This is a genomic window from Mesorhizobium mediterraneum (genome assembly GCF_002284565.1).
Lineage (GTDB): Bacteria > Pseudomonadota > Alphaproteobacteria > Rhizobiales > Rhizobiaceae > Mesorhizobium > Mesorhizobium mediterraneum.
The window spans coordinates 82278-95093 of the sequence record NZ_NPKI01000006.1 but is presented as its reverse complement, the minus strand read 5'-3'; the positions used below and the strand labels follow the sequence as shown (position 1 = coordinate 95093).

At 62.8% G+C, this 12816-nt stretch carries 11 protein-coding genes; 3 read left to right on the top strand and 8 right to left on the bottom strand.

All coding sequences use genetic code 11. The features are described 5' to 3' along the window. Positions 1–118: 118 nt before the first annotated feature. Complete coding sequence (locus CIT25_RS02785) at positions 119–418, bottom strand: DUF1330 domain-containing protein (RefSeq protein WP_095483042.1); 300 nt, start codon at positions 416–418, stop codon at positions 119–121. A 151-nt stretch (positions 419–569) separates the two neighbouring features. Here CIT25_RS02785 and CIT25_RS02780 point away from each other — a divergent pair, with 151 nt between their 5' ends. Next, on the top strand, positions 570–896 hold the full coding sequence (locus CIT25_RS02780; protein ID WP_095483041.1) for a GYD domain-containing protein: 327 nt from the start codon (positions 570–572) through the stop codon (positions 894–896). Positions 897–940: 44 nt separating this feature from the next. Here the strand turns inward: CIT25_RS02780 and CIT25_RS02775 are convergent, their stop codons facing one another. After that, entirely contained in the window at positions 941–1189 is a 249-nt protein-coding gene (locus CIT25_RS02775; RefSeq protein WP_095483052.1) for a MerR family DNA-binding transcriptional regulator, read from the bottom strand. 224 nt (positions 1190–1413) lie between these two features. On the opposite strand from CIT25_RS02775, the gene CIT25_RS02770 reads away from it, so the two are divergent. Further along, positions 1414–2031, top strand: coding sequence for a L,D-transpeptidase (locus CIT25_RS02770; RefSeq protein WP_095483051.1), 618 nt, complete (start codon positions 1414–1416; stop codon positions 2029–2031). A 101-nt stretch (positions 2032–2132) separates the two neighbouring features. Here the strand turns inward: CIT25_RS02770 and CIT25_RS02765 are convergent, their stop codons facing one another. The 6 genes from CIT25_RS02765 to CIT25_RS02740 form a co-directional block, all read right to left on the bottom strand. Continuing rightward, positions 2133–2702: a NifU family protein gene (locus CIT25_RS02765; protein ID WP_095483050.1), complete on the bottom strand. Its 570-nt coding sequence runs from the start codon at positions 2700–2702 to the stop codon at positions 2133–2135. 278 nt (positions 2703–2980) lie between these two features. Beyond that, a complete protein-coding gene (locus CIT25_RS02760; RefSeq protein WP_095483040.1) occupies positions 2981–3472 on the bottom strand; it encodes a universal stress protein in 492 nt (163 codons plus the stop codon). 91 nt (positions 3473–3563) lie between these two features. Then, on the bottom strand, positions 3564–4631 hold the full coding sequence (gene trpS, locus CIT25_RS02755) for a tryptophan--tRNA ligase (RefSeq protein WP_095483039.1): 1068 nt from the start codon (positions 4629–4631) through the stop codon (positions 3564–3566). Between the two features lie 117 nt (positions 4632–4748). Then, positions 4749–6353, bottom strand: coding sequence for a murein biosynthesis integral membrane protein MurJ (gene murJ, locus CIT25_RS02750; RefSeq protein ID WP_095483038.1), 1605 nt, complete (start codon positions 6351–6353; stop codon positions 4749–4751). A gap of 46 nt (positions 6354–6399) precedes the next feature. Next, a complete protein-coding gene (locus CIT25_RS02745; RefSeq protein ID WP_095483037.1) occupies positions 6400–9195 on the bottom strand; it encodes a [protein-PII] uridylyltransferase in 2796 nt (931 codons plus the stop codon). Positions 9196–9228: 33 nt separating this feature from the next. After that, the gene (locus tag CIT25_RS02740; protein WP_095483036.1) at positions 9229–10080 is read right to left on the bottom strand and encodes a glycosyltransferase family 25 protein; all 852 of its coding nucleotides are present in this window, start codon (positions 10078–10080) and stop codon (positions 9229–9231) included. Positions 10081–10273: 193 nt separating this feature from the next. Here CIT25_RS02740 and CIT25_RS02735 point away from each other — a divergent pair, with 193 nt between their 5' ends. After that, positions 10274–12778: a heavy metal translocating P-type ATPase gene (locus tag CIT25_RS02735; RefSeq protein ID WP_095483035.1), complete on the top strand. Its 2505-nt coding sequence runs from the start codon at positions 10274–10276 to the stop codon at positions 12776–12778. The last annotated feature ends 38 nt before the right edge of the window (positions 12779–12816 follow it).

The window sequence follows — 12816 nt, the reverse complement described above, 5'->3', positions numbered from 1 at the left end:
GGCGGGACAAAACGGACATGGCGATAACTCCTTGGAATCGTTATCGCTCATCCCGCTGGGTTTGTCAAATATATAATCGCCTTTCTTCAGGCGATTATCTGGTTGGCAGCCCGGGCCTTTAACTGACCGGCATCATGCCCTCCAGCGCAATGATCCTCGTCCTTGCGCAGCGTTCGCGGATAGCTTTGAGCCGGCTATATTCTGGAGAGTCGTACCATGCCATGAGCGAAGCCATGTCCGGGAACTCGACAATGACCAGGCGATGAGGTTCCCAATCGCCTTCCAGCACTTTGGTGGCTCCGCCACGAGCGATGTACCGTCCGCCATAGCGCGCTTCGGTTGCTGGTACATCCCGGCGGTATTCCTCGAAAACGGCGGCATCGGTTATGTCTACATCAGCAATAAGATAGGCTGCCATTGGCCTTACTCCCTGAAGAGAGCCAGTGAAGCACCTCCATTAGCGGCCCCGCAACTAAGCCAGCGGTACTACGCCTCGGAAACGACTCGCCTTCTCTCCGATTGGGGCGCTTAACTGGGTTCGTTGGCGCAGCTCTGGGAGGAGACGAACCATGCCGATGTATCTTACGAAATTCAGCTATACGCCCGAAACCTGGGCGCGCTTGATCGAAAACCCTGAGGATCGCCGCGAGGCGGCCCGTTCCTACATCGAATCGGTGGGCGGAAAGCTGCACGGGTTCTGGTACGCCTTCGGAGAGCACGATGGTTGGAATCTGTGGGAGGCGCCAGACAATGTCTCGATGGCATCTGTCATGCTGGCTATCGGTGCGGGCGGGGCGCTCAGCTCGCATGAGACCACCGTCCTCCTAAGCGTCGAAGAGACGATGCAAGCGCTTGGGAAGGCAAAGTCGATCCGGTATCGCCCGCCGGGGTCGTAAGGGCCGCCCGTTCGCGGCCTCGCGGAGTGCCGGAGGCTGGTCGCTCATGCCGCCCCGGAAGCGATTTTATCTCCAGCCAGCGCAGCCCCGGCAATATCATCCAGGATCGGGCAGTGCGGCCGGTCGTCGCCGTGGCAGGAGCGGCGCAGAAAAGTCAGCCGGTGGATGTCGTCGCCGCAATAGTCGCGGTAGCCGTTGCCGGCGCGCGCAGGACGGATCAGGCCGATCTCCTCATAGTAGCGGATGGTCTTGGCCGGTAGGCCGGAACGGCGGGCGGCATCTCCGACATTCATGACAGTTCCTCGACCTTCGGCGTCCGGCGAGCCGCCCCATTGAATTTCCTTCACAATCTAGCGAAGGCCGTTGCCGAAAAGCCACAGTTACGCACTTACCGGCGCGTAAGCCCCTGCATATAGGCATCGCGCGCTTGGCAAGCAAAGCAAATGCCAGCATGAATGATGGTGACAAAGCGGCCGTCTCGAGCCGCTCTATTTCGGGCGGGGCATCGGACCTTTTCATGCGCATGAAGTCATTCGCAATCGTCGCCGCACTTGCGCTGTCGACGGCTATTGCTGGTTGCAGCACCATCGGCTCGCAGATCTTCACCAGCAACTATGGCCCGATGACCGATGCGGGCTATCAACTGCCGCGCATTCCGATCGAAAAGGTGCCGTTCAAGTACCGCCGGCAGGTGGTGAGCTACGACACCGATGAAAAGCCGGGCACCATCGTCGTCGATACGCAGAACAAGTTTCTCTATTACGTCATGGGCGGCGGCGAGGCGATGCGTTACGGCATCGGTGTTGGCCGCGAGGGTTTTGAATGGCGCGGCACCGCCCGTATCGCGGTGAAGCGCGAATGGCCGACCTGGACGCCGCCTTCGGCGATGATCAAGCGCCAGCCGGAGCTCGCCAAGTTTGCCGGCGGCATGGAGCCGGGATTGACGAACCCACTCGGCGCGCGCGCGCTGTATCTGTTCAACAGAGGCGGCGATTCGGGCTACCGCCTGCATGGCAGCCCGGAATGGAACTCGATCGGCAAAGCGATGTCGTCGGGCTGCATCCGCCTGATGAACCAGGACATCATCGACCTTTACGACCGCACCTCCGTCGGCGCCAAGGTTATCGTTCTTTAGAACTCATACGCGGACCGTCTAGGCAACAACTGACGTCCCAAAACAGAAAACCGGGCAATTCGGCCCGGTTTTTTGTTGTCGCGAGAAGGCGAATGGAGTCCTTAAGAGACCTGCTCGACCTGCTGAACCTCGGGCACAAAATGCCGGAGCAGGTTCTGGATGCCATGCTTGAGCGTCGCCGTCGACGACGGGCAGCCGGCGCAGGCGCCTTTCATGTGCAGGAATACGGTGCCGTTCTCGAAGCCGCGGAAGGTGATGTCGCCACCGTCCTGGGCGACGGCCGGGCGCACCCGCGTGTCGAGCAGTTCCTTGATGGTGATGACCAGCTCCTCGTCGGCCTTGTCGTAGAATTCGCCGGTCTGGCTGGTCTCTGCGGCGGGACCGGCCTTGGCCATGACAGGCGCGCCGGACATGAAGTGTTCCATGATGGCGCCGAGGATCGCCGGCTTCAGATGCTGCCAGTCGGGACCGTCCTTGGTCACGGTGACGAAGTCATAGCCGAAAAAGACGCCGGTGACGCCCGGGATCTCGAACAGCCGGCCGGCCAGCGGCGAAGCTGAGGCGGCGCTGTCGGCATCACGGAAATCGGCGGTGCCTTCGACGAGCACTTCCTTGCCGGGCAGGAATTTCAATGTCGCCGGATTTGGCGTCGATTCGGTCTGGATGAACATGGACGTCTCCGTGCCCATTCGGGCAGACAGTTTGGAATAATTCTAAATAGGCCTTATCGGCGGGACATTCAAGCGAAAGCCATCGCTGGAACGGCTGGCTGGGAGAATGTTTTTGCGGTCCTCTGCAACATGGTTTGAGGTGTGTTGAGATTCAGGTCAGGGCGAGCCGAAAATGATGGTTTCCGAGAACCGGAGCGGAGCGTACTTTTGGTACGTGAGCACCGGAAGCGCAGGAAGCCGCCGTTTGCAGGCCGACCTCACCTGAATATCAGCACACCTCAGGCCAGGCTGTCGATTTCTTCGTCAGACAGGTTCTGCGGCACCACCGTCACCGGGATGGGGAAGGCGGCGCCCTTGCCGGCGACCGCGCCGACCAGCGGCCCCGGCCCCTCTTTGCCGGCGCCGGCCGCCAGCACGAGGATGGCGATATCCTGGTCTTCTTCGATCAATTTGTGGATCTCTTCCGTCGGCTTGCCTTCGCGCACCACCAGTTCCGGCTCGATGCCGAGCTTCTGGCGCACCTTGTTGGCATAGCTGTCCAGAGCGGCGCGCGCGGTGGCGGTGGCTTCCTCGCGCATGATCTTCTCAACACCCAGCCAATGCTGGAAATCGTCCGGCTCGATCACATAGAGCAGCACCAGCACGCCGTTGGTGCTCTGCGCGCGCTTCGAGGCGTAAACGACGGCCCGCTCGCATTCGGGCGTATCGTCGATGATCGCCAGGAACTTACGGCGATGGCCGGCTTCGCGGCTGAGGCGTTTGGAGACCATATTCACCCTGTTCGACGGTTTCGGTTCGCAATCTGCCACCGCCACAGCCCGGCCGCAAGCGACCGGCGGATGTAGCGATGTTAGGCGCAGATCAGCTTTGCAGCAGGCCGATGATGTCGCGCACGGTCTTCATCGTCGCCTCGGCCAATAGTCCGGCGCGCTCGCCGCCATCCCTGAGCACCGCGTCGACATAGGCGCGGTCATCGGAAATGCGGCGCATTTCATCCGCGACCGGCGCCAGCTTCTCCACGGCAAGGTCGGCCAACGCCGGCTTGAACACCGAGAACTGCTGGCCGCCGAACTCTTTCAGCACCGCCTCCTTCGATATCTCGGCGAGACCCGCATAGATGCCGACGAGGTTTTCGGCTTCGGGCCGGCTGGCAAGGCCGTCCAATTCCCCGGGCAACGCCTCGGGGTCGGTCTTGGCCTTGCGGATTTTCTTCGAGATGGTGTCGGCATCGTCGGTCAGATTGATGCGCGACAGGTCCGACGGATCCGACTTCGACATCTTCTTCGAGCCGTCGCGCAGCGACATGATGCGCGCCGCCGGTCCGCCGATGATCGGCTCGGTCAGCGGGAAATAGCCGTTCACCGTCTCTTCGCCGACCTTCATCTCTATGCCGACGCCAAGGCCGGCGATGCGGTCCGAAAAGTCGTTGTTGAATTTTTGCGCGATGTCGCGTGTCAGCTCCAGATGCTGCTTCTGGTCATCGCCGACCGGCACATGGGTGGCACGGTAGACAAGGATGTCGGCAGCCATCAGGCTCGGATAGGCAAGCAGCCCGAGCGAGGCGTTCTCGCGGTCCTTGCCGGCCTTGTCCTTGAACTGCGTCATGCGGTTCATCCAGCCGATGCGGGCCACGCAGTTGAAGATCCAGGCGAGCTCGGCGTGCTGCATGACCCGCGACTGGTTGAAGACGATGTGCTTTTTCGGGTCGATGCCGGAGGCGAGAAACGCCGCGGTGATCGAACGCGTTTGATCCGCCAGGTCCTCATGCACGAGCTGCGCTGTCAGCGAATGCAGGTCGACGACGCAATAGATGCAATCGGAGGTGTCCTGCAGGGCGACGAATTTCTTGATGGCGCCGAGATAGTTGCCGAGGTGCAGATTGCCGGTCGGCTGGACGCCGGAAAAGACGAGCGGTTTGAAGGCGGTCATGATGTCCTCATGGCTTGTGGAGGGCCGTTTCGCGCGCGGCGAAAGTCTTTCGACGGCGCGCTTATGGACGAAGGCGGCGATCCGATCAAGACCGGCGCCGCGCTCAGAGTCTGCGGATTATTCGTCCAGTTCGGATTTTGGGACAGGCGTTGCCTTCGCCGCTCCTCGCCTGATATTGCGCCGGATCATGCCGAAGTCGGCGCCGCCGGTGGCGAAGGCGGTGACGAAATAAAGCAACGCCCCGCCGGCTACCAGCGCAAGAAGCGTCGTAGCCTTGATGACCAGCGGCGAGCCCGAGGCAAGCCTGGCGGCAAACCAGTGCTCGGCAAAATAGAGCGCCGCCCCCATCACCGCCGCCGACAGCACCAGCCGTGGGATACGTCTCATGAGCGGCACGTCGCGGCCCCAATGGCCGCGCCGGATCAGCACGCCGAGCAACATCAGCGCATTGACCCAGCCGGCGACGGCCGAAGCGACGGCGATGCCCGGCGCGCCCATCGACGGAAACAGCGTCAGCGCGGTGGTGACGTTCACCGCCACCGAGATGGCGGCGAAGATCATCGGCGTGCGCGTGTCCTCGCGGGCGAAATAGCCTGGGGTGAACGCCTTGATCAGCACGAAGGCCGGCAAGCCCAGGCCGAAGATCGCCAGGATCGACGCCACGATCGGCGTCGAGTTGTTGGCGGCAAAGGCGCCGCGTTCGTAGACCAGCCCCACGATCGGCTCCGACATGACCAGCAGGGCCGCCGCCGCCGGCAAGGTCAGAAACAAGGTGAACTCCACCGACCGGTTCTGAAGATTGGCCGCCTCGATCAGATTGCCGGACTTCAGCGCCCGCGACAGTTCGGGCAGGAGCACGATGGCGACGGCGATGCCGACGACGCCAAGCGGCAGTTGGTAGATGCGATCGGCATAGGCGAGCGATGACACCGCGCTGTCCTGCGCCGAGGCGATCGCCGTGCCGATCAGCTGGTTGATCTGGGTGATGCCGCCGGTGATCGCCGCCGGCAGCGCCAGGATCAGCAGCCGCTTGACGTTGGGCGTCATCTTTGGCCGGCGAAAGCCGATCGAGATGCCGGCATGGCGCACCGCCACCCAGACGATCGCCAGTTGCACCAGTCCCGCCGCCAGCACGCCCCAGGCCAGCGCGAAGCCGACGGTGCGCGCGTCCGATCCCTTGTGCCAGGCATAGGCAAGCACGCCGATCAGGATGATATTGAGGAACACCGGCGCCACCGCGGCGGCGAAATAGCGGCGCAGCGAGTTCAGCATGCCGGCCATCATGGCGCCGAGCGACATGCAGATCAGGTAGGGAAACATGACGGTCGCAAGCCCGACCGTCATCTCGAACTTTCCCGGCGTGTCGGCAAAGCCCGGCGCCACCAGGTAGCGTACGATCAGCGGCATCGCCAGTTCCATGGCGATGGTCAGCGCCAGCAGCGCCGTGAACAGCACGCCGAACACCTCTTCGGAGAAGCGCTTGGCGCCGTCGGTGCCGTGGGTCTCGATCTCCTTGGCGAAGAGCGGCACGAAGGCGGCGTTGAAGGCGCCTTCGGCAAACAGACGGCGAAAGGTGTTGGGGAACTGGAACGCGGCGTTGAAGGCGTCGGCGATCGGTCCGGTGCCGAGTGCGGCCGCCATCAGCATCTCGCGGGCGAAGCCGAGAGCGCGGCTCATCAGCGTGCCGGAAGCGACCGTCGCGAATTTCTTGACAAGGCTCATTTGTGCGGAGATTGCCTGCGTGATGGGGAAAAATCGAGGCCGGCGTTCACTCGGCGGCGGCCTTGGCCTTGCCGCCGCGCTCGGTGCCTTCGAGGGCCGCGATCAGCCTGTTGTGAATGGCGGTCGTGCGCGTCGGGCTGTCGATCTTCTGGCCGGTGAGGTCTGTGACATAGAAGGTGTCGATGACCTTTTCGCCGAAGGTGGTGATGTGCGCCGACGCGATGTCAAGCGACAGGTCGGACAACGCCCCGGTGATCTCGGACAGCAGGCCCGGCCGATCCAGCCCCTCGACCTCGATTACCGAGAACCGGTTCGATAGCGTGTTGCGGATTTCGGCGCGCGGCTGGATGCGGAACACCTTGGCGCCGCGCCGCGGCTTGGTCCGCTTTTCGATCATCTCCGGCAGCCAGCTCTTGCCCGACAGCACGTCCTCGATCAGGCGGCCGACGCGTTCGGCGCGGCGGCGCTCGTCTTCGTCGCGGTCGAACTCCCTCGATATCAGGATCGTGTCCAGCGCGCGGCCATCGGAGGTGGTGAAGATCTGCGCATCGACGATGTTGCCGCCGGCCGCCACACAGGCGCCGGCAATGACCGAAAGCAGTCGGGGATGGTCCTGCGCCAGCACGGTGATTTCGGTCACCGCCTCGAACTGGTGGGTCTTGATCATGGTGGCGAGCTTCTTGCCCGCCGCATCCGCCTCGCGGATGAATTCGGCGTGGCGAAGCTGGTCGGCGAGATCGACCGTCAGCAGATAATTCTCGTAGTGCTTGCCGACATAGCGCTTGCGGGCCTTTTCCGGCCAATCGGCGAGCGCCTCGGCCAGCTTTTCGCGGGCAGCCGCGGTGCGCATCGCACGCGACACTTCCGAAAACCCGCCGGTCAACAGCAATTCGGTCTCGTAGTAGAGCGTGCGCAGCAACTGCCCCTTCCAGCCGTTCCAAACGCCCGGCCCGACACCTCTGATGTCGCAGATGGTGAGGACGAGCAGCAGCTTCAGCCGTTCGACCGACTGCACGATCGCGGCGAAATCCTCGATCGTCTTGCGGTCGTTGAGATCGCGGGTCTGCGCCGTCATCGACATGACGAGATGGTTCTCGACCAGCCAGGCGACCGTTTCGGTGTCGGCCGCCGATAGCCCCATATGCGGGCAGATGCGCCGCGCGATCCGGGCGCCCGCCTCGGAATGGTCCTCCGGCCGCCCCTTGGCAATGTCGTGCAAAAGCACCGCGACATAGAGCGCCTCGCGGCTTTTCTTCAGCCCCGGCATCAGCTTGTGGGAAAGCGGATGGGTTTTTTCGCCGTCGCCGCGCTCGATCTCGGCCAGCACGCCGATGCAGCGGATCAAATGCTCGTCCACAGTGTAATGGTGGTACATCGAGAACTGCATCATGGCGACGATCTTGCCGAAATCCGGGATCAGCTTTCCCAGCAGTCCCGCCTCGTTCATGCGCCTGAGATTGAGTTCGGCATTGCGGTCCGACGTCAATATGTCGAGGAACAGCCGGTTGGCTTCCTCGTCGCGCCTGAGTGCCTTGCCGACGAGGCCGAGCGAACGGGTCAAAAGCTTCAGCGCATCGGGGTGGAATTCAAGCCCATGCTTGTCGGCGAACCAGAACAGCCTCAAGAGATTGACCGGGTCGCGCTCGAACACCTGGTCGTCGGCGATGTTGATGCGATGGTTGTCGATAATGAAATCAGACGTGCCGGCAAGCTTGCGCTTGCGGCGCGAGAAGGTGAGGAAGATGCGGTTGAAGCCCGGCACATGCTTGGCCTGCTCCTCCTCGAGCGCAGCGCAGAAGATGCGGGTGAGATCTCCGACATCCTTGGCGACGAGGAAGTAGTGCTTCATGAAGCGCTCGACCGCCGAGAGGCCCGGATGTGTGGTGTAGCCCAGCCGTTCGGCGATCTCGCGCTGGATGTCGAAATGCAGCCGTTCCTCGGCCTTGCCGGTGAGGAAATGCATGTGGCAGCGCACCGCCCACAGGAAATCCTCGGCCTTCTGGAATTCCCTGTATTCGCCGTCGGTGAAGACGCCCTTTTCGACCAACTCCTCGCCGGTGCGCACCCGGTAGAAGTATTTGCCGATCCAGAACAACGTCTGCAGGTCGCGCAGGCCGCCCTTGCCGTCCTTGACGTTGGGTTCGACCAAATAGCGGCTTTCGCCGGCCTTGGCGTGGCGTTCGTCGCGTTCGGCAAGCTTGGCCTGCACATATTCGGGTCCGGTCGTGCGCACCACCTCGCGGTCGAAACGCTGCAAGAGCTCGTCATAGAGCTTCCGCTCGCCCCACAGGAAACGCGCTTCCAGGATCGAGGTGCGGATGGTGATGTCGGTGCGCGACTGCCGCAGGCATTCGTCGATGTTGCGGGTGGCGTGGCCGACCTTCAGCCCCAGATCCCATAGCATGTAGAGCATGTATTCGACGATCTGCTCGCCCCATGGCGTCTGCTTGTATGGCAGCAGGAAGAGGAGATCGATGTCGGATCCCGGCGCCAGCGTGCCGCGGCCATAGCCGCCGACCGCGACGACGGCCATGCGTTCGGCCGATGACGGGTTTTTGACGCGATAGACATGGGTGGCGGCGAAATCGTAGAGCGCGCGGATGATTTCGTCCATGAGATGCGACAGCCGGGCGGCGCAGGCGGTGCCGCTGCCATCGTCCATCAGCATGCGTTCGGCAACGGTGCGGCCGGCTGCTAGCCTACCCTTGAGAAGCTGGAGAACACCGGCGCGCGCAGTTTTGCCGGAGCCGTCGCCTGCCGTGGCCGCAGTCAGCGCGGTCATCTCGCGGCGCAAGGCTTCGCCGTCGATCAGTTCATCGAGCTTTAGAGAGATTCTTGCCATGTGCGCAGATCGGCCTCGCCGTTTCGGCGGCGTCTATAGCGCGTTTTCACGGCGCTGGGTATGGGGCGGACGGACACGCTCTCCGCGATAGTCGAACGGGATGATCGTCTCCTGCCGCAGCCGGCAGATGTCGAAAATCTGCTCAACGATCCGCTTGACCTCGGTCCTGATCTTGTTGGCTCCGGTCTTCTTGTGTCTTTTGACCATGCCGATTGCAGCCCACTGGTCGCTCCGCTCCGATTTGAGCAGGCTTGGCAGCCCGATCGCCTTGTCGCCCAGGAACTGGTCCTGGACGCACAGCGCTGGAACAAGCTGATAGATGGTCTTGCTGGACGATGTTGCCAAGCGCGGATTGAAGACGACGTGATCGACCGGAATACCGATATCCTCGGTGGCACCGATGAGGTCGTGCGCGGCCTGCCTCGAAACTATGTAGCCGGCTGTCCCGATGTGGATCCTGTGAAGCCTGGACACGGAAAAGCCGCAGCCTGCAGAAACGTATTTGCGCGCGATCGTGGTTTTCTTGAAGAATGTCTCCAGCTTGACGATATCGGCATCGACCGGAATCCAGCCGGTGTCGGCAAGCAACGCGCCGGCTTTTGCGGAAAAGACGATGTCGTCCTCGAAGACGGCACCGTAGGCATCGTCGCCGGCCGCGATGATTGCCCAGCAGGCTTTATGGCTGAGGAGACAAGCGATCTCGGCGTCGGCCAGGCGCAGCGACGACTTGCGCTTAACACGCAGCGGCATGCGGGCGAGGTCCGGCCGATCCTGCGCGTCGATCGCTGCAACCCGTTCGAACTGAACGCCGAGGCTGGCAAACTCGGCCGTCATATGGGCGAGCCTGTCGCGGGACCGATCGAGATTGATGACCAGGCATTTCATTTGAACGGGATCGATGCGGTTAGCCAAGAGTGGTGGCGTCCATAGCATATGGATGCGGTTGGGTGCGGGATTTTTCCGACCCAGGCCCACCCGGCATACACCACGGCACGAAAGGCTGAAATTGGCCCTTGACCTTCCAGTCACTGGAAGCACTACCTCAGTCTCAAGATCGAGACAGAGAGGCCTTTCCCGCATGACCCATTCCGACAACGACCATCACGCGCATAGCGGCTGCTGCTCGGCGAAAGCTGCTCCGTCCGTCGCCGACGCCATCATTCGCGATCCGGTCTGCGGCATGACCGTCGATCCGGCCGTCGGCAAGCCGACAGCCGAGCATGGCGGCCATCTCTATCATTTCTGCAGCGAGCGCTGCCGTTCGAAATTTGCGGCCGAGCCGGAAAAGTACCTTACGGCCACCGACCCGGTCTGCGGCATGCATGTCGACCGTGCCACCGCGAAGCATTTTTCCCGCCATGAAGGCCAGGGCTTCTATTTTTGCTCGGCCGGTTGCAAGGTGAAATTCGAGGCGGAGCCGGCAAAGTATCTTGGCGACAAGCCAGAGCCTCAGGCGATGCCGAAAGGCACGCAATACACCTGCCCGATGCATCCCGAAATCGTCCGCGACAAGCCAGGCGCCTGCCCGATCTGCGGCATGGCGCTGGAACCGATGGGTGTACCATCAGGCGATGAGGGGCCGAACCCGGAACTGGTCGATTTCACCAGGCGCTTCTGGGTGAGTGCCGTGTTGTCCGTGCCATTGCTGATCTTCGCCATGGCGCCGATGCTCGGCGTGACGTTTAGCGCCTTCATCGAGGATTCGGCGAAGGTCTGGGTGGAATTGGCGCTTGCGAGCCCGGTTGTCTTGTGGGCTGCCTTTCCCTTCTTCCATCGCGGCTGGGATTCGGTTCTCAACCGCAGTCCCAACATGTGGACGCTGATCTCGCTCGGCGTTGGCGCCGCCTATCTCTACAGCGTCGTCGCCACGCTGTTCCCGGATATATTTCCGCACCAGTTCCGCGGTCATGAGGGCACGGTGCCGGTCTATTTCGAGGCGGCCGCCGTCATCGTGGCGCTGGTTTTTCTCGGCCAGGTGCTGGAATTGCGCGCCCGTGAAAAAACCGGTTCGGCGATCCGCGCGCTGCTCGACCTCGCGCCGAAGACCGCTCGGCTGATTGGCGAGGACGGTTTCGAAAACGACGTGCCGCTCGACACGGTCAAGGTCGGCGATCGCCTGCGCATCCGCCCCGGCGATGCGGTGCCGGTCGACGGCATCGTGCTGGACGGCCGCTCTTCCATCGACGAATCGATGCTGTCAGGCGAGCCTCTGCCGGTCGAAAAGACTGAAGGCGACGCGCTCACCGGCGGCACGCTCAACAAGAACGGTTCGCTGATCATGCGCGCCGAGAGGATCGGCGCTGAGACCACGCTGGCACGGATCGTCGAGCTCGTCGCCAAGGCGCAGCGTTCGCGTGCGCCGATCCAGGGTCTGGCCGACCGCGTTTCCTTCTATTTCGTCCCGGCCGTTGTAGTGGTTGCGATCGTTGCGTTCATCGCCTGGGCGATCTTCGGGCCGCAACCCAGCCTGATCTTTGCCATCGTCTCGGCGGTCTCGGTGCTGATCATCGCCTGTCCTTGCGCGCTCGGTCTTGCCACGCCGATGTCGATCATGACCGCCACAGGGCGCGGCGCGCATGCCGGCGTGCTGATCAAGGACGCGGAGGCGCTCGAACGCTTTGCTTCGGTCGACACGCTGATCGTCGACAAGACCGGCACATTGACCGAAGGCCGGCCGAGATTGACCGACGTCGTCGCTGCCGAAGGCGTGACGGAAGATGATCTCCTCGCACTCGCCGCCGGCCTGGAAAAAGGCTCGGAGCACCCGCTGGCCGAGGCAATCGTCGAAGGTGCCCGCGAGCGTGGGGTGGAGATCCCCGACGCCGGCGGTTTCGAGGCGGTCACCGGCAAGGGCGTTTCCGGCACGGTGTCGGGAAAGAAGGTCGCGCTCGGCAACGCTGCGATGATGGCCGATCTCGGCATCGATATCGCATCCGTCTCGACCAGCGCCGAGGCGCTGCAGACCGAGGGCAAGACTGCGATGTTCGTCGCCGTCGGCAACAAACTGGCCGGCATTGTCGCCGTCGCCGACCCGATCAAGGCGACGACATCAGAGGCGATCAAGGCGCTGCACGAGCGCGGCCTGAGGATCATCATGGCGACCGGTGACAACGAACGCACGGCGAAAGCCATCGCCAGCAAACTCGGCATCGACGAGGTTCGTGCCGGGCTGCTGCCGGAACAGAAGAGCGCGCTGGTCGAGGAGTTGCGCGCCAGGGGCGCTGGCGTCGCCATGGCCGGCGACGGTGTCAACGACGCGCCGGCGCTGGCCGCCGCCGACGTCGGCATCGCCATGGGAACCGGCGCCGATGTCGCGGTCGAAAGCGCCGGGATCACGCTGGTCAAGGGCGATCTCAACGGCATCGTCCGGGCCCGCACGCTCGCCCAGGCGACGATCCGCAACATCCGCCAGAATCTATTCTTCGCCTTCCTCTACAACGTGCTTGGTGTGCCGGTCGCCGCCGGCGTGCTCTATCCGCTCACCGGTACGCTGTTGTCGCCAATGCTTGCGGCGGCGGCGATGAGCCTGTCCTCGGTTTCGGTCATCACCAACGCGTTGCGGCTCAGGACGTTGAAACTCTGAGCGAAATCCCCAGATAGGAATTCGTTCAAAAAGGAGAT